Annotated in this window: 21 protein-coding genes; 6 read left to right on the top strand and 15 right to left on the bottom strand. The window is 70.3% G+C overall.

The annotated features are described in order from the left end of the window. The first annotated feature begins 77 nt into the window (after window positions 1-77). The gene (locus IFR14_RS03205; protein WP_191940205.1) at window positions 78-584 is read left to right on the top strand and encodes a hypothetical protein; all 507 of its coding nucleotides are present in this window, start codon (window positions 78-80) and stop codon (window positions 582-584) included. A 51-nt stretch (window positions 585-635) separates the two neighbouring features. Here IFR14_RS03205 and IFR14_RS03200 read toward each other — a convergent pair whose 3' ends face one another. Beyond that, a complete protein-coding gene (locus IFR14_RS03200) occupies window positions 636-1862 on the bottom strand; it encodes a rhamnosyltransferase WsaF family glycosyltransferase (RefSeq protein ID WP_191940204.1) in 1227 nt (408 codons plus the stop codon). Continuing rightward, complete coding sequence (rffA, locus tag IFR14_RS03195) at window positions 1859-3058, bottom strand: dTDP-4-amino-4,6-dideoxygalactose transaminase (protein WP_342365634.1); 1200 nt, start codon at window positions 3056-3058, stop codon at window positions 1859-1861. Before rffA ends, IFR14_RS03200 begins: the two co-directional genes overlap by 4 nt. 242 nt (window positions 3059-3300) lie before the next feature. Here rffA and IFR14_RS03190 point away from each other — a divergent pair, with 242 nt between their 5' ends. Together IFR14_RS03190 and IFR14_RS21110 are read left to right on the top strand one after the other, a co-directional pair. Next, window positions 3301-3957, top strand: a complete 657-nt coding sequence (locus IFR14_RS03190; protein ID WP_191940202.1) for a response regulator — start codon at window positions 3301-3303, stop codon at window positions 3955-3957. Continuing rightward, window positions 3954-5036, top strand: a complete 1083-nt coding sequence (locus IFR14_RS21110; protein ID WP_191940201.1) for a histidine kinase — start codon at window positions 3954-3956, stop codon at window positions 5034-5036. The genes IFR14_RS03190 and IFR14_RS21110 overlap by 4 nt, the downstream gene beginning before the upstream one ends. Window positions 5037-5039: 3 nt before the next feature. On the opposite strand, the gene IFR14_RS03180 is transcribed toward IFR14_RS21110, so the two are convergent. The 10 genes from IFR14_RS03180 to IFR14_RS03135 form a co-directional block, all read right to left on the bottom strand. Next, window positions 5040-5621 (bottom strand): GNAT family N-acetyltransferase, encoded by a 582-nt coding sequence (locus IFR14_RS03180; RefSeq protein WP_191940200.1) that lies wholly within the window; start codon window positions 5619-5621, stop codon window positions 5040-5042. Next, a complete protein-coding gene (locus IFR14_RS03175; protein ID WP_191940199.1) occupies window positions 5618-5950 on the bottom strand; it encodes an NIPSNAP family protein in 333 nt (110 codons plus the stop codon). Before IFR14_RS03175 ends, IFR14_RS03180 begins: the two co-directional genes overlap by 4 nt. Window positions 5951-5967: 17 nt before the next feature. Then, window positions 5968-7173 (bottom strand): mannose-6-phosphate isomerase, class I, encoded by a 1206-nt coding sequence (manA, locus tag IFR14_RS03170; RefSeq protein WP_191940198.1) that lies wholly within the window; start codon window positions 7171-7173, stop codon window positions 5968-5970. Beyond that, a complete protein-coding gene (locus tag IFR14_RS03165) occupies window positions 7173-9938 on the bottom strand; it encodes a CIA30 family protein (RefSeq protein WP_191940197.1) in 2766 nt (921 codons plus the stop codon). Before IFR14_RS03165 ends, manA begins: the two co-directional genes overlap by 1 nt. Further along, on the bottom strand, window positions 9935-10948 hold the full coding sequence (locus IFR14_RS03160) for an ROK family protein (RefSeq protein WP_342365633.1): 1014 nt from the start codon (window positions 10946-10948) through the stop codon (window positions 9935-9937). The genes IFR14_RS03165 and IFR14_RS03160 overlap by 4 nt, the downstream gene beginning before the upstream one ends. After that, on the bottom strand, window positions 10945-13431 hold the full coding sequence (locus IFR14_RS03155; protein WP_342365632.1) for a glycoside hydrolase family 2 protein: 2487 nt from the start codon (window positions 13429-13431) through the stop codon (window positions 10945-10947). The genes IFR14_RS03160 and IFR14_RS03155 overlap by 4 nt, the downstream gene beginning before the upstream one ends. Then, a complete protein-coding gene (locus IFR14_RS03150; protein ID WP_435892116.1) occupies window positions 13428-14348 on the bottom strand; it encodes a carbohydrate ABC transporter permease in 921 nt (306 codons plus the stop codon). The genes IFR14_RS03155 and IFR14_RS03150 overlap by 4 nt, the downstream gene beginning before the upstream one ends. Further along, complete coding sequence (locus IFR14_RS03145; RefSeq protein ID WP_446728073.1) at window positions 14345-15262, bottom strand: carbohydrate ABC transporter permease; 918 nt, start codon at window positions 15260-15262, stop codon at window positions 14345-14347. The genes IFR14_RS03150 and IFR14_RS03145 overlap by 4 nt, the downstream gene beginning before the upstream one ends. 140 nt (window positions 15263-15402) lie before the next feature. Further along, a complete protein-coding gene (locus IFR14_RS03140; RefSeq protein ID WP_191940195.1) occupies window positions 15403-16701 on the bottom strand; it encodes an ABC transporter substrate-binding protein in 1299 nt (432 codons plus the stop codon). A 155-nt stretch (window positions 16702-16856) separates the two neighbouring features. Beyond that, window positions 16857-17726, bottom strand: coding sequence for a LacI family DNA-binding transcriptional regulator (locus IFR14_RS03135; protein WP_191940194.1), 870 nt, complete (start codon window positions 17724-17726; stop codon window positions 16857-16859). A 29-nt stretch (window positions 17727-17755) separates the two neighbouring features. On the opposite strand from IFR14_RS03135, the gene IFR14_RS03130 reads away from it, so the two are divergent. Continuing rightward, a complete protein-coding gene (locus tag IFR14_RS03130; RefSeq protein WP_342365631.1) occupies window positions 17756-19024 on the top strand; it encodes an ROK family transcriptional regulator in 1269 nt (422 codons plus the stop codon). Window positions 19025-19135: 111 nt separating this feature from the next. After that, entirely contained in the window at window positions 19136-19795 is a 660-nt protein-coding gene (locus IFR14_RS03125) for a HEAT repeat domain-containing protein (protein WP_191940193.1), read from the top strand. A 39-nt stretch (window positions 19796-19834) separates the two neighbouring features. Here IFR14_RS03125 and hisD read toward each other — a convergent pair whose 3' ends face one another. The 3 genes from hisD to IFR14_RS03110 form a co-directional block, all read right to left on the bottom strand. After that, on the bottom strand, window positions 19835-21151 hold the full coding sequence (gene hisD, locus IFR14_RS03120) for a histidinol dehydrogenase (RefSeq protein WP_191940192.1): 1317 nt from the start codon (window positions 21149-21151) through the stop codon (window positions 19835-19837). A gap of 94 nt (window positions 21152-21245) precedes the next feature. Further along, entirely contained in the window at window positions 21246-22178 is a 933-nt protein-coding gene (locus IFR14_RS03115; protein WP_079704685.1) for a LysR family transcriptional regulator, read from the bottom strand. 4 nt (window positions 22179-22182) lie between these two features. Beyond that, window positions 22183-23061: a nitrilase-related carbon-nitrogen hydrolase gene (locus IFR14_RS03110; protein WP_191940191.1), complete on the bottom strand. Its 879-nt coding sequence runs from the start codon at window positions 23059-23061 to the stop codon at window positions 22183-22185. Between the two features lie 187 nt (window positions 23062-23248). Between IFR14_RS03110 and IFR14_RS03105 the strand changes: the two genes are divergently transcribed. Then, window positions 23249-24742, top strand: coding sequence for a purine-cytosine permease family protein (locus IFR14_RS03105; protein WP_191940190.1), 1494 nt, complete (start codon window positions 23249-23251; stop codon window positions 24740-24742). Window positions 24743-24800: the final 58 nt, after the last annotated feature.

Here is a 24800-nt window from a genome sequence, read left to right as displayed (position 1 = left end):
TTCCAGGTGAAGTCCACCCGGGGCGCAGGACCCGGAGTGACACTGGACCATACCCGACCTCTGACCACCGGATCCCCATGACCCTGCCGTTCCCAGCTTCGCCCGACGACACCCTGCAGCGGCGACCGCTCCGCGAGGCGCTCGCCGACGCCGTGCTGCAGGACTTCATCGACGACCTCCCGGTCCCCCTGCGACCGACCGACCTCGCGACCCGGCTCCTCTACCCGCGCTGGCAGGTGTACTCCGACATCCACGAGGGCAGACTCGTCGCCGAACGGGTCCGGAACAACAAACGGTTGTTGAAGATCGACGTCGAGCGGAACCGGGCGTGGATCGCTCGCGGGCTCGCCACCCGTCGAGCACGCGCCGGGTCCGCCGTGGGCGAGGCGGGGCCCGAATCGCCCGTCTCGGTCGTCATCGTGGATCCCGAGGCCCTCGCGCAGCTCAACACCCTCACGGCGACCGGCTTGAGCGTGCGGGAGGCGGTCGAGCTTGCACTCACCGTCCTCGGCTCACGCTCAGCGGCCACCACCGCCACGGTGCCCGACATCGACTCACGGGGCCGACAGGTGCGGGCGGGCTGACCGGTGCAGGCGGGCTGACCGGTGCAGGCGGGCTGACGCGGCGGAGACTCGTCAGATCGACGTGCGCATCGCGCGCTCGAACTGCGCCACGAACTGCGTGCCCGGGTCGGACCAGTCCGCGGCGGTGATCGACGCCGAGATGCGTTTGGCGTGCTCGACCGCGTCGGGCCGCTCGATGATGTCGACGAGGCGACGCGCGATGGCCGCGGGCGACAGCGGGACGTACTCGATGTGCCGGCTGTCGAGGACCCCGGTCGTGTTCGGGCTGTCGTTGACGACGGGCACGACCCCGGAGGACATGATCTCGAGCGGCAGCAACGACATGTCGGTCAGCGAGAGGACGAGGCCCGCGGCACACCGGTTGTAGACCGCGTTGAGCTCCGAGATGTCCATCGCCGACCGGTTGACGAACGGGAAGCCGGTCTCGTATCCCGACATGTCCCAGCCGACGAGGTTGATCGTGATGTCGGGGCGCAGTCGGTGGAACTCGGTCAGGGCGAGCTCGCCGATCTCCCAGCCGCGCCGAGGAGTCGGCGGGCGGGCATAGAACAGGATCTCGGTGCGGGGCGCGTCGTTCACGTGCGAGTAGTGCTGCTTGTCGACCGAGTAGTCGAAGTGGTCGCAGCTCATCCCGTACTCGTCCGCGACCTTCTGCGCGAGCCAGGGGCCTGCGGAGAAGCCGTGGAACCCGAATCGGTAGGTGTTCTCCGCGAGCACGTACTCACTGCTGGCCGGGTAGAACCAGGGTTCGAAGTCCTGCACGAAGGAGAACCGCTTGGCCGGCCCCTCGTAGCGGAACGCGGGGTAGGCCGTCTGCCAATCGGAGGACACGACGACGTCCGCGCCCGGCGCGATGCCGGTCGTCGGGTCGTACCGGACGATGTCGGCCTGCAGCTCCGGGTACGCGCTACTCGCCGCCATCATCGCCCGGATCCCGGCGATGTCGACCGCGGGCTGGGCCGACGCCTGGTACAGGTAGATCGTGAGCCGGTGCCCGGCCCGCTCGAGGAACTCCATGAACCGGAAGGCGTTCTGGTGCCCGCCCGAGGTCCGGCTCGGCGGCGAGATCAACCACGCCACGTCGTACGGGCGCTCCGGGAACTCGGCGGCGTTGAAGTTCCGCGGCACCGTCCAGTCCGCGGCGATGGCGTCGCTCGGGTACAGGTCCGTCGGCTTGCGCCGCATCGGGTTGAACCGTCCGTCGGCGAAGTGCGCGGCGCGCCAGAGCGTCGATCGGACGCCCTCGCCGCGGATGGCCCGGAGCCCTTGCTCGATCACGCCCATATGGAGTCCCGTCCCGTCGATGCCGTCACCGCAGGTGCGGTGGGTGCTGCTGGTGTCACTGGTCCGAACGCTCGGACCGCCGTGATGACACGGTCCACCTCGTCGTCCGTCATGGCGGGCCACAACGGGAGCCGGACGAGACGCTCGGCGAACCGGACCGCGTGCTGCGGCTCGGTGACCACTCTGCCGTAGCGCCGACCCGCAGCGCTCGAGTGCAGCGGCACGTAGTGGAAGGCGGCACCGACACCGTGCGCCTGGAGGTGACGCAAGAGCTCCTGCTGCACCTGCGCATCCGGAAGCAGGAGGAAGAACAGGTGCGCGGCGTGCACGCCACCGGGTGGGTCCATGAGTGTCGCGCCGCGATCGTGCGCCCACTCGGCGAGTTCGGCCGCGTAGCGGTCCCAGATGCGATGCCGATGCCCCTGGATCACGTCGAAATCGCGGAGCTGGGCGTCGAGGACGGCGGCGTTGAGCTCGCTCGGCAGGTAGCTCGACCCGAGGTCCGCCCAGCTGTACTTGTCGACCTGCCCGCGGAGGAACTGTGCGCGATCGGTCCCTTTTTCGCGCATGATCTCCGCGTGCAGCAGGACGGTCTCGTCGGAGATGAGCAGGGCACCGCCCTCGCCGCAGTGCACGTTCTTCGTGTCGTGGAAGCTCTGGGCCGCCATCGCTCCGACCGTGCCGAGGCGGACATCGTCGCCCGCGACCCCGAGGCCGTGCGCGTTGTCCTCGAGCAGGTGCAGCCCGTGCTCGGCCGTGAGCTGCTGGAACGCCGGCACGTCCACCGGGACACCGCCGTAGTGCATGATCGAGATCGCCCGCGTGCGGGGTCCGATGGCGTCGGCGACGTGCTGCGGGTCCAGGTTGCCCGTCGCCGGGTCACTGTCGACGAAGACGGGCGTCGCTCCGGCGAGGACCACCGCGTTCGCCGCCGACGGGAAGGTGAAGGTCGGCAGGATGACCTCGTCGCCGGGACCGACGCCGATCAGTCGGGTCATCATCTCGAGCGCGTGGGTCCCCGAGGTTGTCAGCAGCACGTGCGGCGCGCCCGTGAGGTGCCTGAGGTGCTCGGAGGCCGACGCGGTGAAGACACCGTCGCCGTGGACGTGGTCTCCGGCGAGGACGCGTTCGAGCTGCTCGAGCTCGCCGGCCGCGCGATAGGGCTTCGACAGCGGGATCCGTTGCTCCACGCGCACTCGTATCATGACTGTTCTCGCATCGTGCTTCCCCCGGACGTTCGATCGACACCCTCGATGTCGATGCTCCGAGTGGCGCTCACGTCACCGGGGCGCTTCAGTATCCGCCCGAGTCGGCGCGACCCGCATCCTGCTGCGGGCTATTCCACCCCCGCCACCTGGCGGGTTCAGCCGTCTGGCCGTCGCCGGCCGCTTCCCGGGACTCGTAGGGTGAGAGTCGAGCTGAGGAGGACACCGTGATCGGAGTGGCCATCGTCGATGACGAGGCGTTGGTGCGGTCCGGATTCGAACTCATCCTGGGTGCCGTCGAGGACATCGAGGTCGTCGCCTCGGTCGACGGGATCGGCGCCGTGGAGGCGATCCGCTCGAGCCGTCCCGACGTCGTGCTCCTGGACGTCCGCATGCCAGGGCGCAACGGGCTCGACATCCTCGACGAACTGCAGACCTGGGACGACCCACCCGTCGTCGCGATCCTGACCACCTTCGACTCCGACGACTACATCGCACGCGCCCTCCGCAGTGGCGCCGCAGGGTTCCTCGTGAAGGACACGGACCCGGAGCAGCTCCCCATGCTGCTCCGATCCCTCTCCGCGGGCGGCATCGTGCTGTCCCCGCAGGTGTCCCGGACGCTCGTCGGCGGATTCGCCCGCGCAGCCGACCGCGAGGCGGCACGGCGTCTGTCCGGGCTGACGGGCCGCGAACAGGATGTGCTCGCCGCGCTCAGGACCGGCGCGTCCAACACCGAGATCGGCGAGGCACTGCACCTCAGCCGCGCGACCGTGAAGGACCACGTGAGTGCCATCCTCGGCAAACTCGAGGTGACGACCCGACTCGAAGCCGCCATCATCGCCGAGCGTGCCGGGGTCCGTGGCGACGAGGCGGAGACCCGGTGAAGCCGCGCTCCCGGCTCTGGTCGGTCCTCCTCGAACTCGCCCTCATCGCGGCGGCGGCCGTCGAGAGCCTGACGACGCTCGAGTGGGCGACACCCTGGGAGTCCGGCCTGGCGATCGCCGCTGCCGTCGGTCTGATCTTCCGGCGACGCTGGCCGTGGCTGTCGCTCCTCCTCGCCGTGCCTGCCTTCACCCTCAACCTCGCCACCCTGGCCGGGTTGGCGTCGCTCTTCTCCGTCGCGGTGCGGGAACGGCGACGCTGGCGGCTCGTCACGACGGGCGCCGTGGTCTTCGTCCTCGCCGCGGTGCCGTGGTGGGGGTGGACGTCGCCCAACTACACGATCCTGTCCATCGTGTACGCCGCGCTCTACGCGGCGGCACCGATCGCCTTCGGCCTGCTCGTGCGCACCCGCCGCGAGCTGTTCGACCGCATCCGCGACCTCGAACAGATCCGACGCAGCGAGCGGGCGCGCATCGCCTCCGACGTCCTGGTCGAGGAGCGCACGCGCATCGCCCGGGAGATGCACGACGTCGTCTCCCACCAGGTCAGTCTGATCGCCGTCCAGGCCGGTGCGATCCAGGTGCAGACCGAGGAACCCGGGACGAAGCGGATGGCGGTGACGATCCGGTCACTCGCGTCGCGCACGCTCGACGAGCTGCGCGACATGGTGACGCTGCTGCGTGCGGAGACCGGACATGCGCCGCTGGCCCCGCAACCGACGGTCGACGACCTCGACCGGTTGATCGCGGACAGCGGCATCGCCGTCACCTCCGCCATCGAGCTACCGGACGGACTCCCCGCACCCGTGCAGCGTGCGATCTACCGGACGGTGCAGGAGGGGCTGACGAACGCGCGCAAGCATGCACCAGGGGCCGCGGTCGACGTCCGCGCCGAAGCCTCCGCCGACGAGGTCACCGTGATCATCCGGAACGCCCGCCCCGCGCGGTCGTCCGACAGCTCGTGGTCGTCCGCGGGCCACGGCCTCGTCGGCCTGAGCGAACGCGCCGAACTCCTGAACGGGTCCCTCCTCACCGAGGACGCCCCGACCCGGTTCACCCTGACGTTCCGCGCGCCCTACTGACGCTCAGCCGTCCGTGCCGGACCGGCGGTGGTCAGTCGAGAGCACCGACATCAGGATCGAGTCGACCCATGCGCCGTCCCAGTGGAGCGTGTGACGCTGACGCCCTTCGACGACGAACCCGGCTTTGACGTAGGACCGTTCCGCCCTCGGATTGAACGAGTAGACGTCCAGGACGACTCGGTGCAGGCCGAGCACGGAGAACGCGTGGTCGAGGACCGCTGTCGTGGCCTCCGTCCCGAACCCCTGTCCGGTCCGCCCGGGAGTCAGCGCGATCCTGAAGTTCATCGACGCGTTGTCCTCGTCGAGCTCGTTGAGCACCACCTCGCCGAGGTACTCCCCCGAATCGATCGCGGTGACGGCCCAGTCGGCCCGGTCGTCCTGTCCGCCGATGGTCGCGAGGTGCCGCTCGATCAGATCGCGCGGGATCGGGCCGTGCGTGCCCGTGAGACGCAGCGTCTCCGGGTCGGCCAGGCCGCGCAGCGTCGGTTCGAGGTGCGCGGAGCCGAGCGGGACCAGCCGGAGCCTGGGCGTCACGAGGGTGTCGAGCTCCGCGAGCTTCGAGGTGTCGACGGTCGGGACGGTCATGCGCGTTCCTCCGCGACCGCCTGATCGCCGAAGAGCGGTGTCTGGAAACGACGCTCGAAGCGCACGATGCAGCCGGTGCCCCGCACGAGCTCGTAGGCCTCGATGCACTCCGGATCCGTCGCCGCGGCGATGCGGTACTGCTCGTAGGCGGCGAGCGACGGGAAGCTGAACAGCGCGAACGCCTCGTCGTTGTCGCCCTCCGCTGGGAGGAAGTAGCCGTGGTGGTCGCCACCGAGCCGGTTCACGAGGCGGATCCAGCGCCGCCCGTACTCGGTGAAGGTGTCGAGCTGCTCGGGGTCGATCTGGTAGCGGAGGTGGATGGTGATCATGGGTCCAGTCTGGCCGGTCACCCGGTGGCGACGAACACCTTCCCGTCCGTGGACACGGTCACCGGTTCCGGACCCGGCGAGACGAACACCGCGGCACCGCGCTCCAGCACCACCGTGTCCGGGCCCTGTTCCACGCGCGCGGTACCGGCGGTCACGATGATGACGGCCGCCCCGCCGCGAGCGAGGTCGCTCGCCGTCCCCCGGTCGACCTGGACGAGTTGGAAGTCGTCGACCGGCACCGGGTAGACGACCCCGCCACCGACACGCGCCACCGGCTCCACGAACGGGACCGGCATCGGAGCGATCTCGAGGACGGCGAGCAGTTCCGGCACGTCGACGTGTTTCGGCGTCAGCCCGCCACGCAGCACGTTATCGCTCGACGCCATGACCTCGACCCCGAATCCGGAGAGGTAGGCGTGGATGTTCCCCGCGGGCAGGAACAACGCCTCGCCTTCCCGCAGCGTCACGAGGTTGAGGAGCGCCGCGACGACGATGCCGGGGTCCCCCGGATACTCCTCGGCGAGCTGCAGGATGAGTTCCCGCTCGGCCGTCCAGCGCGATCGACCGTCGGTGTCCGGGGCCGCTCCACCGTCGGTGCCGACACCGGCGGCTGCGACGAGGGCGGCGACCACGCCAGGTGTGCGTCGTTCGAGCACGGCTTGCACCGTCGGCTCCAGCCCGGCGTCGAGCAGCCGCGCCGCCAGCTCGTCCAGCGCCCGCCGGTCCGGGCCGACGATGCGTCCGGCGAGATGCCCCAGCAGCGCGTGCGACTCCTCGACCGCACGGAAGCCGCAGAGGGCACGGAACCCGTCCCGCAGGGCGACGATGATCTCCGGCTTGTGCCACGCGTCCTTGTAGTTCCGATGCGGTGCGTCGAGCGGTACGCCGCGTCGGTTTTCATCCGCGAACCCCGCTCTGGCCCGGTCGGGCGTGGGGTGGACCTGGAGGGAGAGCGGCCTCGCGGCGGCCAACAGCTTCACCAGGAACGGCATCCTGGAACGCCCGCCGAGAGCCGCGTCGGGGTCCGACACGATCCACTCGTTGAGACTCTCCGGAAGACCGCCATCCCGATCGACGAACTCGGTCAGGCTGCCGGAGTGTGCACCGAGCCAGAGCTCAGCCTGAGGCGAACCGTCGGCGGGTATCCCCAGCAGCTCCGGGATGGCCGTCGTCGACCCCCAGGCGTACCGCTTGGGGTCGCTGGTGATGCGGTGCAGCGCCATCAGAGGGCACGCCGTCGACCGCGGACCAGCAGCAGGCCACCCATCGCGAGCAGCGTGAGCGCGCCGACGATCCAGGGTGTGGCCTCCCAGCCGGTGCGGGCGAGGTCGTCCGTCTGCGCCCCAGGGTCGGTGCCGCCCGACCCTCCAGGCTGTCCCGTGCCTGGCTGTCCCGTGCCCGGCTGTCCCGTGCCCGGCTGTCCCGTGCCCGGTTCCGGCTCCAGCGCCGCAACCGTCGTGACGACGTCGTCGACCAGCAGGGTGCCGGCTCCTTCACCACCGAGGTAGAACCCGATCTGGGTGACGGAGGTCGGGTCGAACGTCGCCTCGCCAGCCCAGGCCGGCGGGGCGAAGGCGGAGAACGGGATCTCGATCAGCTGCCAGCCCTCGCCCTCGATGGGCGCGACCGTCTCCCAGTACGTCCCACGCGTGACGAACTGGACGGTGACGTCGTCGCCCGGTGTCCCCTGCACCCAGAGCTGGAGCCCGGTGTAGCCCCACCAGTCCTGCGGCGTCTGGAAGGTGCGGACGACGCCGGCATAGCCGGGACCGGCGAGGTCGTACGCGGCCGACATCGCGTTCGTGCCGGTGTCGGGGTTCGGCGTGAGCGTCGGTGTCACGGCGCCGCCCCCGGTGTTCCGCACGTAGGCGGCCTGCAAGGCGGCGTCATCGACGTACGACTCGAAATCCTCGACGACGAGCGGTTCGCTCGGCAGCGCCTTCATGAGGAAGTCCGCCGCTCCCGTACTCGAGGCGGTCGTCCCGGCTCCGTTGACCGCGGTGACCGACCACCAGTACATCTGTCCCGGTGTGAGGGAGACCGTCGGGGTGACCGAGGGGGTTCCGACGCCGTCGACGACCACGACCGGGTTTCCGAGGTCGGCCTGCGCGGCGAGCGTGAAGCGGTAGTAGGCCGCGCCGGCCGCCGACTCCCAGGTGAAGGTCGGCGTCGCGGTCACATCGACGGTGCCGGGCGCCGGTGAGACGGATGCGAACGCCGCCGGCGGCCCGCTCGGAGCGTCCACCGCCGACCAGATGGTGGCCCGCGACACGGTCGCGCCGGCGGCGAGGGTCACCCGGAGGTACGGCCCCGTCAGATCGCGAGCGATCACCGTGCCGCCGGGTCCGGCCTCGGACGCGGCGGTCACCCAGGCTGAACCGTCAGCGCTGGACTCGACCACGACCGGTCCGGAGACGATGAACGACGCCGCCGAGAGTCGGTCCTGCTTCCAGGTGACGCTGGCTCCATCGGAGGCGGCGACCACGCTCGTCCCGTCCGCGCGTGGCGCGATCGTCGCACCGTCGTGCGCCTCGGTGAGCAGCCAGGACTCGAGCGGGTCGACGAGCACGCGGGTGTCGGTCTCGGTCATGACCGGGTCCGACGACGCTGCGTCGGCCCCGGCCCCGTCGATCGCGACGACGCGGTAGACCGCTCCCGTCGGCGAGGCGAAGTCCGTCGCGGACCCGGCATCGGCCCGGAGCGCGCCGGTGTCGACCGCGGTCCACGAGGTCCCGTCGAGCGAGCGTTCGAGCCGATACGAGACCGCACCGCCGGCCCCGCGCCACCGGACGGTGTTGATGCCGTCCGCGCGGTCGACCGCCGTGATGAGCGGTGTCCCGACGGCGGGAGCAGCCGGCACGGCACCGATCGCGGCGGCATAGGCGGTGATCGCGGAGACCCGGGCGCGCTCGGCGTCGGTCGCACCGGGTGCATGGATCGTGAACCCGTCGTCGTGCGGGACGAGCCCACCACGGTCGTCGTTGCCGAACAGCGACCAGAACAGCATGCCGGTCACGTTCGGGTCGGCGACGAGCGGTTCGAGCAGCGCCGGGCTCGCAGCCGTGGAGGCGTACTCGCCGGCCAGGTAGACCTTGCCCGCGGCGGTGACGGTGGCCGCGTCCGCGGACACGCGTGCGGCGGTGGGCGGGTAGTAGTGCACGTCGACGATGTCGAGCCCCGGCGCCGCGAGCGTGTCCGGGTCGATGTCGAATCGACGACCGGCCGCGACGAGCTGCTGCGGGGCGCGTTCCTTGATGAACGCGACCTGCCGGTCGATCCACGGGGCGGTCATCCCCTCCAACTCGTTCCCGAGCTCCCACGCCATGATCGTCGGGTCCTCGGTGTACCGGACGCCGGTGAGCGCGTTCGTCCGCTGGAGGATCGCGTCGACGTAGGCCTGGTAGGCGGCGATCGGCCGCTCGTCGGCGTAGAAGTCGTCCGACGTCAGCCCGTACGGGGTCGTGAAGTCGCGATGCCCGCCGTGGTAGTACTCCCACTCGTCGGTGAGCGGGAGCACCAGCCGGATGCCGAGCTTGCCGGCGTACGCGACGGCGAAGTCGATCGTCGCGAAGGCCTCCTCGTTCAGCTGCCCGAGGGCCGGCATGATGGCCAGGGGGTTCGCGCCGTCCTGGCCCGTCGAGGTCATCATGTGCGTCCGGACGACGGTCGAACCCATCCGTGCCGCCGCGTCGAGGGTGTCGGCGATGCGGAAGGCCGTTGGGTAGTCGACCCCGCCCACGTTCTCGTCCAGACCGAGCCAGTAGATGTTCGGGCCGCTGAAGCGGAAGGTCTCGCCGTCGAGCACGAGGCGGGAGCCGTCTCGCTCGACGAACGAGGTGTTGAGCGAGGTCCAGTCGGCCGGGGCGGCGGCTGCCGGCGACGCGAGCGCCGGGAGCAGTGCGGCGGTGACGGCCGCCGCGAGCATGCCGGCGGCGAGACGGCCGCTCGAGTTGCGGTGCGGTGGGCGGGGGTCGGGGGTGCGATTCATCGTGCCAGGCTCCTTCGTCTGGGATGGTGCATCGGGTCGAGCGGTGGGAGGCCGAGTGCCTCCGGTCGGTGGATGAGTGCTGCGGCGCCGAGGATCGGACCTGCGCCGTCGAGCGCGGAACCGGTGACGACCACGCCGGCCGCGTAGTCGAGGACGATGGCGTCCTGCACGGCGGCACGGACGAGGTCGAGGTAGTCGGTGCTGACGGCGGTGAACCCACCGCCGACGGCGACCGCTTCGAGGTCGAGGAGGGTCGCGGCGCTCGCGATCGCCTGGCCGACCGCGGAGGCCGAACGGACGACGGCGGACCGTGCGATGGGATCCCCTGCCGCGGCATCGACGGCGAGCGCCTCGCCGGTGTGCCCGTCCCAGCCGCGGGCCCGCGCCCAGGCGACGCTCCGTGGTCCGGAGGCGATGCGCTCGAGCGTCGCGTCGTCGGCCGACTCCCCCGGCACGCGCGAGGCGATCTGCACCTGACCGATGTGGCCGGCGTTCCCGCTCCGGCCGGCGATCAACCGGCCGTGGAGGATGACGCCACCGCCGACACCGGTCGAGACGATCATCGCCATCGAGTTCTCGGTGCCGCGCGTCGCTCCGAGCCAGTGCTCGGCGAGCGCGATGCAGGTACCGTCGAGGCGGACCATCACCGGGGCGTCCGGCAACAGCCGCGCGACATGGGTCCGGAGGTCGAAGCCGTGCAGTCGCGGGAGGTTCTTCGGGCTCACAGTGCCGCGGCCGAGGTCGACGGGACCCGCGGAACCGATGCCGACGCCGACGAGCGCGGAACCGTCCGGCAGGTGTGCGACCGCAGCGAGGACGACCCGGTCGACGGCGTCCTCCAGTGCACGGCGCCCGGCCTCGGGCCCCGTCGGCGCCCGATGCGCGCTGCCCTCGACCACGACGCCTTCGGCCGTGACGAGCGCCGCCTCCACCTTGGTGCCACCGAGGTCGACCGCGAGCGCGATCGACCTCGACGGGTCCTGCCTCCTGGTCAGGTCCGCCAGGGTCACCGCGCCCAGTCCTCGACCAGTTGGTTCGCGGTGCGCACGACCTGGGTCGACCGGAGCTCGTCCTCGCCGAGTTCGGCCTCGGTCCGCACGTGGAACGTCACGCGCTCTCCCGGCAGGAGGGTCACGAGCTGGTCGTCGACGACGGCGACCGGGTCCAGCTTGTCGACGAGCAGCGTGAGGTCGCGGAGGAACGACTCGGCCGTGATGGTCACGGCGTAGCCGTCCTCCTCGCGGGCGACCTCGGCACTGAACCGCGGGGCGGGGATCGTCGAATCACGTGCCTCGGTGAAGGACCAGAAGCCGCGTTCCGCCCCGAGCGTGGCGACGAGCACCTCGTCGGGCGCCGAGCCCGCGACCGCGACCGCTTCCGGGATGTCGACGAGCGTCGAGGAGCGTCGGTCCAGGTCGACCGGGACGCGCACTGCGGCGAGTTCGGTCCCGTCGAAGCGCACCCGTCGGATGACGAGGTCGTCGGCCCAGGCGTCGGGCCCGTCGTTGAGGACGGCGACCACGAGGGACTCCCCACGCGGCTGGACGGTCACGAGCCGGTCGGCGTAGACGTGCCGCAGGGCGTAGAGCAGCGGCTTCGCGCGCTCGTCGCCGTCGACGGCCGCCCAGGAGGTGACGGGCCAGCAGTCGTTCAGCTGCCAGACGATCGATCCCATGCAGCGTGGGCTCCACGACCGGAAGTGCTCGATCGCGACGGTCACCGCGTTCGCCTGGTTGAGCGACATCGCCCAGTGCCAGTCCTCGGTGTCGTCCGGCAGCGGCAGGTGCGCGACGAGTCCGTCGGTCAGCTTGTCGTTCCCGTCCGTCGCCTTCTGGTGGTGGATCATGCCGGGCGACTCGGGCGTGAGCGGGGAGTCCGAGATCGCCCGGTCGATCGTCGACCACGTCGCCGGGCCCTGCCAACCGAACTCGGCCACGAAGCGCGGCGAGACGTCGCGGTAGGCGGGGTAGTCGACGCGGTTCCACAGCTCCCAGAGGTGCACGGATCCGTGGTCCGGATCGTTGGCCGGGATGTCCGGCGTGCCCGACCAGGGGCTGCCCGCGGTGTAGTTGCCGGCCGGGTCGAGCTCGGCGACGAGCCGCGGCAGCAGGTCGAGGTAGTAGCCCATGCCCCAGGTACGACCCTGGACACGCTTCTCCCAGCCCCACTCCTCGAAGCCCCAGATGTTCTCGTTGTTGCCGTTCCACAGCACGAGGCTCGCGTGCGGCATGATGCGCGTGATGTTGTCGCGTGCCTCCGCCTCGACCTCGCTCCACAGCGGCTCCTCCTCGGCATAGGCCGCGCAGGCGAAGAGGAAGTCCTGCCACACCATGATCCCGCGTTCGTCGCAGAGCTCGTAGAAGTCGTCGGATTCGTAGTAGCCGCCGCCCCAGATGCGGAGCAGGTTGAGGTTCGCGAACTCGGCCTGGTCCATCCGGCGCGCGAGCCGCGCGCGGTCCACGCGGGTCACGAAGGCGTCATCGGGGATCCAGTTGGCGCCGCGCACCCAGACGGCCTCGCCGTTCACGACGAAGCGGAACGAGGTACCCTCCGCGTCGGGTTCGAGTTCGACCGCGACGGTCCGGAACCCGATCCGCTTCGACCATTCGCCGAGGCGTGCCTCGTCCTGCCCGAGCACGACGTCGAGGTCGTACAGCGGCTGCTCGCCGTACCCGCGAGGCCACCAGAGTCCGACGTCCGGCACGGCGAGTTCGACCACGGCGGAGTCCGCGCCGGCCGGGAGCACGAGGTCGGCGTTCGCGCCGGCGACCGTGGCCGAGAGTGCCAGGGCGACATCACCGTCGCCGGCGCGTTCCACGTCGACGTGCACGGCCACCCGGCCCTCGCCGCCGTCGACGGTCACGACCGGACGCACCGAGGCGAGCCGGGCCGTCGACCAGGACTGCAGACTCACGGGCTTCCAGAGTCCCGACGAGGCGGCGTCGAGTCCCCAGTCCCAGCCGAAGTTGCAGGCGGCCTTGCGGATGGCGTTGAACGGGTGGGAGTAGGTGTGGGGGCGGTAGCCGATCTCGAGGCTGGCCAGGTCCGCCGCGGCGACGGGAGAGGCGAAGTGGACGACGAGTTCGTTCTCGCCCTCGCGCAGGACGGCACCGACGTCGATGCGGTACGTGCGGTGCTGGTTCCGCGTGGTCGCGACGACCGAGCCGTTCACGGTCACCGTCGCCACGGTGTCGAGTCCCTCGAACACGAGGTCGTGCCGCTCGTGGCCGTCCGGCTCCCACGTGAAGGTGGTGCGGTACTCCCAGTCCGTCGATCCGATCCACGTCACGAGGTGCTCGTTGCGGTCGAGGAAGGGGTCGGGGATGAGCCCGGCGTCGAGGAGGTCCGTGTGCACGAGGCCGGGCACCGTCGCGGGGACGCTCGTCCCGACGAAGGCCTCGGGGACGGCACCGCCGACCGCACGCAGACTCCACCCCTCGTGCAGGAGGCGGGTGGTCAGGGGACGGACGGTGGCGGTGTCGATGATGCTCACTTGGTTGCTCCAGAGGTCAGGCCGTTGTAGATGTATCGCTGCAGGAAGAGGAAGGCGACGAGCGTCGGGATGATCACGAGGATCGTCCCGGCCGCGATGATCTGCCACTGGGCGCCGAACGGTCCCATGAACCGGAACAGCGAGGTGGAGATCACCCCCAGGTCCTGCGACGGCATGTACAGGAAGGGGATGTAGAACTCGTTGTAGATGGCGATGCCCTTGATGATGACCACCGTCGCGACGGCGGGCTTCAGCAGCGGGAGGATGATGCGCCAGTAGATCGTGAAGCGGTTCGCGCCGTCGAGCATCGCCGCCTCGTCGAGGGAGACGGGGATCGACTGCATGAACTGCAGGAAGATGTAGATCGCGACGATGTCGGTCCCCATGAAGAGGAGGATCGCGGCGCCACGGGTGTTGAACAGCTCGAGTGCGGACACCACCTGGAACGTGGCCACCTGGGTCGTGACCGACGGCACGAGCGTCGCGAGCAGGAACAGGCCCATGACGAGCTTCCGGCCGCGGAACCGGAACCGGTCGAGTGCGTAGGCCGACATGGTGCCGATCAGGATCGTCCCGGCGACGGACACGAGCAGGATGATCGCGGTGTTCAGGAAGCCGGTGACCATGCCGCCCTGATCGAACGCGACGACGAAGTTGTCGAAATTGAACCAGTTCGACGGCGGGGTGAGCGGACCGGTCGTCCGCTGCTCGCGGTCGGTCTTGAACGCGAGCATGAAGATCGTGGCGAGCGGGACGACGGCGAAGAGGCTCGCAATGATGAGCGAGGCGTACTTGATCGTCGTCGCGGTGAGGGCGGCGGCACCCTGCGGACGCTTCGGCCCGCGCCTCGTCCGCCGCAGCGGGGTACGGGGCTCGGGAGCGGACGCGGAGACCGGTCGGTCGGTGGTGGCAGTCACGACTCGCCTCCCTTCTCGTCGGGGAAGACCCGGCGTTGGACGAAGGTGATGATGAGGACGATCAGCAGCAGGACGACGGCCATCGCCGACGCCAGCCCCACCTTGGAGAACTTGAAGGCCGTGTTCACGGTCTGGATCACGAAGGTCTCGGACCCGTTGGCGCCGCCGGTCATGATGTACGGCATCTCGAAGGCGGACAGGGCGCCGGCGATCGCCAGGATGAACGAGAGGCCGAGGATGCGCCGGATGCTCGGCAGGATGATGAAGCGGAACTTGTGCCACGAGTTGGCGCCGTCGAGGTCGGCGGCCTCGTACTGCTCCGACGGGACCGACTGGATCGCGCCGAGGAACAGGACGAAGTTGAGGCCCATGTACCGCCAGACGGACGTGGCGGCGAGGGAGGCGTTCACGAACGACGGGTCGCCGAGCCACTGCGGGGTGTCCTGCACGCCGACCGCCGCGAGCAGGGCGTCGAGGGTGCCGCCAGGGCGGAGGAAGTAGAGGAAGACGAGCCCGATCGCGACCCCGTTGATGAGGTAGGGGAAGAAGATGACGCCCTTGAAGAGGTTCTTGAAGCGGGTGCGGAAGCTCAACAGCGTGGCGAGGTAGAGGGCCAGGACGAGCTGGGCGACGGCTCCGACGAGGTAGTACAGGCTCACGAAGAAGACCTGGAAGATCTCGGGCTTCGTGAAGATCTGCACGAAGTTGTCGATGCCGACGAACTCCTGTTCGGGCTCCAGGCCGTCCCACGAGGTGAGGCTGTACCAGAACATGTTCGCGACCGGCACGTAGGTGAGCACGATCAGGAAGGCGAGCGGCACGACGAGGAACAGCCACGGGGTGACTCGGGAGCCGGTGGACTTCGGGGGCTTGCCCGGCCGCAGCGTGCGCGCCCGGCGTGGATGGTTCGTCACCACCGCTCGTGTGGCGGGTGACGCTCCCTGGACTGTGACCATGTTCGTTGCCTTCGATTCGCTGGAGTGGGTGGATGGCGCCCGGGCCCGCCGGACCGGAGGTCCGTTGAGGGGTTCGTGGGCCCGGGCGCCGGTCGGGGTTACTCGGCGACGTCGGCGCGGGCGGCCGCCCAGCGCTCGTTGAGGTCGGCGAAGGCGCTCTCCTTATCGCCGTCGGCTGCGCCGCGGGCGATGTCGATGAGCTTCTGGCGGTAGGTGTTGCCGAAGAGGTCGATCTCGGCGGCGTTCGCGATGTCGTTGATCACGGCCTCCTTGCCCACCGGGTCCGGAGCGAGCTCCAGGTAGGTGACGCCGAGGTCGGCGAAGTCGGACAGCGTGTCGGGCGCCGGGTCGCTGATGACGGGGCTGATGGCACCCTGGCTCGCGGCGAATCCGGACTCGTTCGTGAACCAGTCGATCCAGGCCTTCGCGGTCGCCTTGTTCTTCGAGTACTTGCTGACCGCCAGGAACTTGTCGGAGGCGGTGACGGAGTTGAAGCCGTCGTCGGTCTTCCACGGCATCGGCCAGAAACCGATCACGTCGCGGGACTCGCCGGCCTTCTCGGCGGCGTCCTGCATCTGCGAGACGGCCCAGGAGCCGAGCACCATCGAGCTGATCTCACCGGAGGCGAGGAGGTTCTTCGACTCCTCCCAGTTGGTGGTGGTGGGATCCGGCTCGCTCAGGCCGGCGGCGACGGTGTCGAAGAGGAGACCGTCGATGTTGTACTGGTCGTTGCCCTCGGTCCAGGGACTGTCGGTGGCGATCATCTCCGTGCGGACCTTCGGGCCCTGCACCGCGCCGAGGTTGCCTTCGAGCGTCGCGAGCGGCCAGCCGTCCTTGTAGTTCGTGTAGTACGGGATCGAGCCGTTCGCCTTGATCTTCTCGAGTGCGGCGAGGTACTCCTCCTCGGTGGCGGGCGGCTCGGTGATCCCGGCCTTCGTCCACACGTCGCGGTTGAAGACGTAGCCCATGGCGGAGCCGAAGGTCGAGACGCCGTAGGCCGTGCCGTCGAAGGAGGCCTCGTTCGCGAAGCGGTAGGTCTTGGACTGCTCCTCGGTGCTGCCGAGCGGCTCGAAGAAGTTCGCGTACTGGTCCTTCGTGACGTTCGACGAGGGGATGAGGAGCACGTCGCCGTAGTCCTTCGAGTTGAGGCGGATCTTGGCATCGCCCTCGTAGTCGGTCAGAGCCTCGAACTTGACGGTGGTGCCGGGGTACTGCTTCTCGAACTCGGTCGCGTAGTCCTTGAAGGTGGTGTCGACGAGGTCGGTGCGGTTCGTGAGGACGGTGATCTCGCCGCTCGGGTCGCCGTCGTCGTTGGCGGCTCCGCCGGAGCAGCCGCTGAGGACGAGTGCCGCGGCCGCAGCCGTTGCGGCGAGGCCGATGATCGGTCTCCGGGACATGGGGAACTCCTTCGTTCATGAGGGCGAAGGGCCGGGTCGCCTCGTCGCTCGCTGTCCAGCATCGTCTGCCGCCTCACGCTCGTCAAGACTAAACATTATTAATTTATATAACAAATCGATCACAGGGAATCCACCCCACTCGCGCCCTCGACACCTCAAGCGACGGGGACGCGACCCGACGTAGAGCGCTCGATGACCACGGCGTGCGGCGCTTCCCGTGTGGCACCTGGGCGACCCGCTAACAGCTCGAGCAGCTCCTCACCCGCCATCTCGCCGATGCGTTGCACGTCGTGGCTGAGCGCCGACATCGGCGGGTCCGACAGCTGGCATTGCGCCGAATCGTCCCACGCCACGATCGACAGGTCGTCGGGCACCCGCAACCCGGCCTCCTGCACCGCCTGCAGCCCGCCGAGCGCCATCACGTCGCTGTCGAAGACGACCGCCGTCGGCCTGGGGTCGCGCGCGAGCAACGCCTGCATGGCCTGGAGGCCGGACGCCCGGGAGTAGTCGCCGCCGATCGACACCGTCTCCACGTCGGGCCGGTCGGAGGCGAGGGTGAACGCCTCCATCCGGGACAGCGTGTGGGTGAGTTCGCGCGGACCCGTGACGTGTGCGAGCCGTCGGTGCCCGAGCGAGACGAGGTGGTCGACGGCCTCGTGCATCGTGACCGCGTCGTTGGTCCAGACCGCCGGGAGACCCTGCGCGGTCGTCGGTGCGCCGATCACGATCGCCGGGATCCCGGACCGCTCGACGAAGGCCACCCGCTCGTCGTCGTCGATGAGGTCCACCAGGATGACGGCGCTCACCGTGCCGTCCTGCTGCCAGCGTCCGAGCTGCAGCAGCTCCTCCTCCCGCGTCGGCAGGACTCGGAGCAACACGGACAGACCGTGCGGGCGGACGACACGATCGATGCCGGCGATGAGCTCGTGGTAGAACGGCTCCGCGCCGTAGATCTCCGAGGCCCGGAACAGCGTGAGGCCGATCGGCCGGGGCTGCGCGATAGTCTGTTCGGCGTCGAGACCCATCGGGACGCGGCCTTTCGTGAGGAGTGGTCGTGTGGCCCTCACACTACGCGCTCGAACATCGTCGGGAGGGACAGTTGGCCAGACGAGAGTCCGTGCAGTCGGGCCCCGGGAGCCAGGCGCTCATCGTCGACCTCATCCGCTCCGCGGGCACGATCAGCCGCACCGAGCTCACGGAGGCGACCGGCCTCACCCAGCCTTCGATCTCCAACATCGTGCGTCGGCTCATCGAGGACGGACTCGTCCGCGAGACCGGACGGGCGGCACCCCGAGGCGGCAAGCCACGGACCCTCCTCGAGATCAACGCGAGCGCCAAGTACGGCGTCGGGATCCAGCTCGGGTTCGAGTCGATCACGCTCGTCGCAACCGACGTCCGTGGTGGCGTGGTCGGCCGGCAGCTCGTCGACGGGGCGGGTTCGGCCACCCCGGAGCAGGTGACCGACCGACTCGTCACGCTCTATCGTGACTTCGTCGCCGGCGTCGGCCTCGCAGCCCTGTCGATCGCGGGCGTCGCCGTCGTCGCTCCCGGCCCGATCGCCCAACTCGGCGGCGTGCTGCTCGGACCGCCGACGCTCGTCCGGTGGGACGACTTCCCACTGCAGCAGGCGTTGCAGGACAGCCTCGACGTGCCGGTGGTCGTCGACAACGACGCCGCCGCAGCGGCCGTCGGCGAGTTCTGGAGCCGCCAGGTGTCGCGCACGGAGTCCTTCGCCTGCGTCTACATGGGCACCGGGATCGGCGCCGGCATGGTGCTGGGCGGCGCGCTCTACCGCGGTTCGAGTTCGAACGCGGGCGAACTCGGCCACATCAGCATCGAGGTCGACGGTGTCCCCTGCCACTGCGGCAACCGCGGTTGTCTGGAACGCTACGCGGCACCGGCGGCCGTGATGGCCACCGCCGAGACGGTGCGGGATCGCCTCGACGGACTCGGGCTCGGTTTCGCACCGGAGACGCTCAGCCGTGACTTCGACCAGCTCGCCCGGGCGGCCGTCAGCGGCCATGACGTCGCGCTCGACCTCATCCAGAACTCGGCCGACCGGGTCGCCGCGGCCACGGTGACGCTCGCGAACCTGCTCGACCTCGACCGACTCGTCCTCGCCGGCCCCGGGATGGCGGTCGCCGGTTCGCTCTATGCGCGTGCGATCCGCGAACGCCTCGACCAACGGTTCTTCGCCCGACGGGCCCACCCGATCATGGTCGAGCTCTCCGCCAACCCGCGCGATGCGGCCGCGATCGGCGCCGCGTCACTCGTCCTGCAGGGCACCATCGCACCAGGACACGGGCCGGCACTCACCCGCTGACAGCGCGTCGATACGTCGCCGGCGGAACGACTCCCGCCCGCTTCGGGGAACCCTGCCGGCGCCGTGCGCTTACGCTGGATGGGAACCGACACAGCCCTGGGAGGTCGCGCGATGAGCCGGGAACACGACGCCGCTGCGGCGAACGGTCTGGCGATCGCCCTCCGCGCGCCCGTGCCCTCGGACCGGCTCCAGGCCGCACTCGCGGCGGGCACCAGCCCGAAGACCACCTACATCGAGGTCCTCGTCGACCGCTGCGCCGTCGAGCCCGACTTCTTCGTGCGCGACATGCTCACCTGGGCACTCGTGCGGCACGACCCCGAGGTGACCGTTCCTCGCCTGATGGAGGAACTCGGGTCGGTCTTCCCACAGGCACGCAGCCAGGCGCTGCACACCCTCTCGAAGACCGGAGACCCACGCACCTGGTCGGCCATCACCCTCGCACTGCTGGAGGACGAGGAGGATCAGGTCGCCCGAGCCGCCTGGCGCACCGCCGCAGGGGTCGTCCCGGAGCGGGAGGCGTCGGCGCTCGCCGAGCTGCTGGCGAGGCAGTTCGGCCGTGGCGACCGCGAGGTGCAGCTCAGTCTCACCCGCGCGTTCGCCACGATCGGCGAGCCCTCGATCGAACCCGTCGAACAGACGGCCGCATCCGACGCGTTCGAGCGAGAGGCCCGTGCGCACGCTCGCGCGACCGCCCGGATCCTCCACGACCCCGAACTGGACTTCGACGAGGCGATGCAGGAGGCCCAGCACTCGCTTCGCCAGGGTGACTGACCGAGCGGGTGCGCGCCGACCGCCTCAGTGCCGACCGCCTCAGCTGAGCCGGGCCGTGCGAAGCGTCGCCGTCGCGCTGTGCGCCGCCATCCCCTCCGAATCGGAGATGACCTGCACCGCGTCGGCGAGCTCGGGTGTCGCCGCCTCGGCGATCCGCTGGTAGGTGAGCGGCTTCAGGAACCGCGACACCGAGAGCCCGGCACTGTGCTTGGCGCCGCCGGCGGTCGGGAGCACGTGGTTCGTGCCGGCCATGCCTTTGTCCGAGTACGCCACGGTGCTCCACGCACCGAGGAAGATCGACCCGTAGTTGAGCAACCGCTCGTGGTACCAGGCGTCGTCCGCCGTGATGACCTCGAGGTGCTCCGGGGCGAGGTCGTCCATGAGCGCCGCGGCGGTCTCGCGGTCGTCGGCCACGGTCACCGAGCCGTAGTCGCGCCAGGCGGGCCCGCAGATCGACTCGGTCGAGAGCGTCGGGAGCTGGCGTTCGACCTCGGCGATGACCGCGCGGCCGAGCTCCTCCGACGTCGTCACGAGGGCGGCCGGCGAGTTCGGACCGTGCTCGGCCTGCCCGAGCAGGTCGGCGGCCACCAGGATCGGGTCCGCGGTCTCATCCGCGAGGACGGCCACCTCGGACGGACCGGCGAGGAGGTCGATCGCGACCGTGCCGAACAGCTGCCGCTTGGCCTCGGCGACGAAGGCGTTGCCCGCACCGACGAGCATGTCGATCGGCAGCTCGCCGAGCAGACCGTAGGCCATCGCGGCGAGCGCCTGCACACCGCCGAGGACGAAGACGCGGTCGACGCCGGACACGTGCGCGGCGTAGACGACGGCGTCGTTCGCGCCGCCGTCGGGCTGCGGCGGGGTGCAGGCGATGACCGTCGGCACCCCGGCCTGCTTGGCGACGCCGACCGTCATGAACGCGCTGGCGGTGAGTGGGAAGCGGCCGGCCGGGAGGTAGGCGCCGACGCGGGAGACGGGCACGTACTTCACGCCCGTGACGAGTCCGGGGACGAGCTCGGTCTCGAAGTCCTGCAGGTGCGCGCGCTGCTCCTGGGCGAAGGCGCGGGTGCGCTCGCCGCCGAGGTCGATGGCGGCTCGGAGGTCGGCGGGCAGGCGGTCGCCGCTGGTCGCGATCTGCTCGGCCGTCAGCTCGACGTCGCCGCCCTCGTACCGGTCGAGCCGTCGCGCGGCGTCGAGCACGGCGTCCATGCCGCGCCGCTCGATGTCGAGGAGCATCGCGGAGACGGTCTCGATGACGGCCGGGTCGCGCTGGGCCGGTGGGGCGTCGACGAGCGGGGTCTTGAGGTGACGGAAGGAGCCGTCGAGGGACTGGAGCACAGGAGGACTGAAACGCATGGTGCGAGCGTACGAACGCGGCGCGAGGGCGACAACGGGGGACGTGCCTGCGCGAGCCATCGGGTCATCCGATACGCCGGTTCGCAAGCGACGCTCAGCGCCTCGGGGTGGTCGCGATCACCTGGTCGGGCTCGGCCGCCGCGAGCAGCGTGTGCTCGGCGAGCTCCGCGATCCGCGCGGTGGCCGGCGACAGGTAGGCGCCCTCGCGCTGGACGAGCGCGATCGTGTCGTAGAGCGGTTCGGCGAAGGGGGTGAGCGTGAGTTGCTCCGGGAACCCGCCGGTGCGGGCGACCGTGCCGGACACGATCGTGTCCGCGGCCCCGGTCGCGGCGAGGCTCAGGGCGGTCTCCACGTGCTCGACCTCGACGGCCGGTTCGATCGACCGTCCCTGCAGGCGGGCGCGCTCCAGCAGTTGCAGCCGAGTGGGATCCCGCCATCCGGCGTAAGCGTCGTAGAGCACGAGCTTGGCGTCCGCGAACTCGTCGATCCCGACCGGGCCCGCGGCGGGATCCCTGGTGGTGGAGGCGTAGAAGACCTCGTCGCGGAAGAGGGGCCGGATGGCGAGGCCCGCGACGGGCACCGGGAGGACGACGAGCCCGGCCTCGATCTCACCGCTCGCCACGGAGTCCGCGACGAGCGCGGAGTTCAGCCCCACGAGTCGCACGCGCACGTTGGGGTACCGCTGGTGGAAGCGCTGCACGAGGTCGGACAGCTCGTAGTAGGCGGCGTTGCGCAGGACGCCGAAGGTGCACACGCCGCCGTCGAGGGAGGTGATCGCCGAGAGCGCGTCGAGTCCGCCGTCGATCGCGGCGACTGCGCGTCTGGCGTGCTCGCGCAGCTCCTCGGCGGCCGCCGTCGGGACGAGCCGACGCGCACCACGGGCGAACAACTGCAGGCCGATCTCGCGTTCGAGGCGGCTGACGAGCTCGGACACGGAGGCCTGGCTGCTGTCGAGCTCGGCGGCCGCGGCGGTGAAGGAACCGCTCTCGTAGGCGGCGAGGAAAGCGCGGAGTTGCGCGAGGGTCATGGGGTCAGCCTAGCGAGGAGCCTTTTCCCGTCACGGCGCCGTACAGCTCAGGCCGCCGGTCGGCGAGCACGTCGTTGCGTGGTCCGATTCTGGTCGCGCCCCGGTCGATCCGGACGGTCGCGTCCACCCGTCCCCGCGCGTCCTTCCCACCGACGGGCCACCCGTCGGCCGGGATGATCGTGGTGCCCTCGGTCCAGGGGTTGCCGGCCTCGGTGCCGGAGCGGTCGCAGCACACGATCGGGATCGCGGACGCTCGTGCCGCCGCCATCGCCTGGACGACCTCGGGTGCCCGCTCGCCCTCCGGGCGCTCGACCAGGGGCCAGTTCGTCGGGACGACGAGGAGGTCCGCGCCCCTGAGCGCCAGGCCCCGCGGCACCTCGGGGAACTCGAGGTCGTAGCAGACGAGGACGCCGAGCCGGCCGAGCGGCGTCTCGACCACCGGCTGGGTCTCGCGACCCGCCACGAAGACGGACTGCTCCTCGTCCCACAGGTGCACCTTCCGGTAGACCCCGAGCACACCCGAGGCGCCGAGCACCAGGGCGCTGTTGCGGATCTCCTCGCCGTCGAGCTCGCAGAACCCGACGACCACCACGGCGTCCTCGGGGAGCAGCAACGCCCACTCGGTGAACACCGACGCGTCGCTCGGGAGCGCGACGGCGCGAGCCGCCTCCGGGCTGCCCAGGTAGTAGCCGCTCGTCGCGAGTTCGGGCAGCACGAGGAGCTGCACCCCGTCCGTGACAGCGTCCCGGACGGCCGTTTCGATCGTGCGCAGGTTACCGTCGAGGTCGCCGAGGACGGGGGCGAGTTCCTGAGCGCGGACCCGGATGCTGTGCGCGTCGGGGTCGCTGTGGTCGGTGGACCCCGTGGGGTCGGTGCTGGTCATCCAGCGATCATACGAAGCCCTCGCGGACGGGACCATCGTGTTCCCCGATGGCTGGGATCGGGGCATGGCCGATTGTGCCGGTCCGTGGGCTGCGGATACCGTCGTCGGCACGAGCGAGTCCCCGACCTGAGGCAGACCCCCGGCTGCCCGTCGCACTCCTCGACCGCCCGAGCCCTGGAGGCCAGCCATGGCGACACCCGCCGCCCCCACTCCCCCGTCCGGTTCCGCCGCCGGAGCGGGTGACGCCCAGCCGTCCCTCGTCGAATCCCGCTCCATCGACTGGGTCCCGCTCAATGAGCGTCACGGTCGCCCGCGCTCGCTGTTCTCGCTCTGGTTCATGTCGAACGCGCAGGTCACGACCCTGGCGACCGGCATGCTCGGTGCGGCGCTCGGCGCGAACCTCGCGACGTCCCTCCTCGCGATCGTCCTCGGCGTCGCCGTCGGCACCGTGTTCACGGCCTTCCACTCCGCACAGGGGCCGCAGCTGGGACTCCCGCAGATGATCCAGTCGCGTGCGCAGTTCGGCTACCGCGGCGTCGTCCTCATCTGCGCGATCGTCGTCTTCAGCCTCGTCGGCTTCAACATGTTCAACCAGATGCTCGGCGCGGACGTCCTCACCATGACGACCGGAGTCGACGCCGGTGCGGGCTGGTATGTGCTCATCAGCGGCGTCGCCGTCCTCCTCGCGATCTTCGGGTACTCCTGGATCCACCGGACGCAGTCGTGGCTCACCGCGCTGTTCCTCATCACCTTCGGGCTGTTCACGGTCGTCGTCCCCTTCGTCGTGCCGCTGCCGGCCGACGCGCTGTCGCTCGCGAACTTCAGCTGGGTCGCGTTCCTCGTTCAGTTCGGCGGTGCCGCAGCGTACGCGCTCGGTTGGGCACCGTACGTCTCCGACTACTCGCGCTACCTCCCGCCGCAGACGAACCCCGGGCGGGCCTTGTTCTACACCTACGGCGGCGTGTTCGTCGGCGCGGTCTGGCTGATGGGGCTCGGTGCGTTCGTCGCCAGCGCGTTCCAGGGCGCCGACCCGCTCGAAGGGGTGCGTGACGCCGCCGACGCCATCCTGCCAGGCTCCGGCACCTGGCTGCTCGTGGCCGCGCTGCCCGGGTTGATCAGCGTCATCACGGTCAACATCTACGCGGCGTCGATCGAGACCATCACGATCATCGACTCCATCCGACCGGTCCGGCCGACGCGCACCCTGCGGGTCGTCACCTGCCTCGCGATCGCCACGGCCGCCGTCATCGGCTCGTTGCTCAGCACCGGCGAGTTCCTCGCGAACTTCAGCAGCTTCCTCGTCGTCCTGCTCTACGTCCTCGTGCCATGGACCTCGATCAACCTCGTCGACTACTACCTCGTGCGGAAGGGCCACTACGTGGTCCGCGACATCTTCACCCCGAACGGCGTCTATGGCGCCTGGGGCTGGCGCGGCCTCCTCGCCTACGCGATCGGGATCGTCGCGATGATCCCGTTCGTGGTCACGGTGTGGTTCACCGGTCCGATCGCGCAGGCGCTCGGCGGTGCCGACCTCGCCCTGTTCATCGGTCTCGCCGCGTCCGCGATCGCGTACGTGCTCCTCTCCCGGTCGCTCGACCTGGACCGCGAGCGGGCCGCGGCCGAGCGCGACGTCACCGAGACGGGCCACCAGGCGGTCGCCTTCACGTCTCGACGTCGCTGAGTTCTCGGCGACGCTGACCACCGGCTGACGCTCAGCAGCGCGACGCCACACGATTACA

The organism is Plantibacter sp. CFBP 8775, assembly GCF_014839505.1.
GTDB lineage: Bacteria > Actinomycetota > Actinomycetes > Actinomycetales > Microbacteriaceae > Plantibacter > Plantibacter auratus.
This window is presented reverse-complemented; position numbering and strand designations above follow the sequence as displayed.

Bases quoted from the DNA above. Each gene is read 5' to 3' on its own strand.
- IFR14_RS03125 (WP_191940193.1), top strand. From the start codon at position 19,136: ATGAGCCGGGAACACGACGCCGCTGCGGCGAACGGTCTGGCGATCGCC.
- IFR14_RS03135 (WP_191940194.1), bottom strand. From the start codon at position 17,726: ATGGGTCTCGACGCCGAACAGACTATCGCGCAGCCCCGGCCGATCGGC.
- IFR14_RS03165 (WP_191940197.1), bottom strand. From the start codon at position 9,938: ATGAATCGCACCCCCGACCCCCGCCCACCGCACCGCAACTCGAGCGGC.
- IFR14_RS03110 (WP_191940191.1), bottom strand. From the start codon at position 23,061: ATGACCAGCACCGACCCCACGGGGTCCACCGACCACAGCGACCCCGAC.
- IFR14_RS03105 (WP_191940190.1), top strand. From the start codon at position 23,249: ATGGCGACACCCGCCGCCCCCACTCCCCCGTCCGGTTCCGCCGCCGGA.
- IFR14_RS03175 (WP_191940199.1), bottom strand. From the start codon at position 5,950: ATGATCACCATCCACCTCCGCTACCAGATCGACCCCGAGCAGCTCGAC.
- IFR14_RS03140 (WP_191940195.1), bottom strand. From the start codon at position 16,701: ATGTCCCGGAGACCGATCATCGGCCTCGCCGCAACGGCTGCGGCCGCG.
- IFR14_RS03115 (WP_079704685.1), bottom strand. From the start codon at position 22,178: ATGACCCTCGCGCAACTCCGCGCTTTCCTCGCCGCCTACGAGAGCGGT.
- IFR14_RS03180 (WP_191940200.1), bottom strand. From the start codon at position 5,621: ATGACCGTCCCGACCGTCGACACCTCGAAGCTCGCGGAGCTCGACACC.
- hisD (WP_191940192.1), bottom strand. From the start codon at position 21,151: ATGCGTTTCAGTCCTCCTGTGCTCCAGTCCCTCGACGGCTCCTTCCGT.
- IFR14_RS03205 (WP_191940205.1), top strand. From the start codon at position 78: ATGACCCTGCCGTTCCCAGCTTCGCCCGACGACACCCTGCAGCGGCGA.
- manA (WP_191940198.1), bottom strand. From the start codon at position 7,173: ATGGCGCTGCACCGCATCACCAGCGACCCCAAGCGGTACGCCTGGGGG.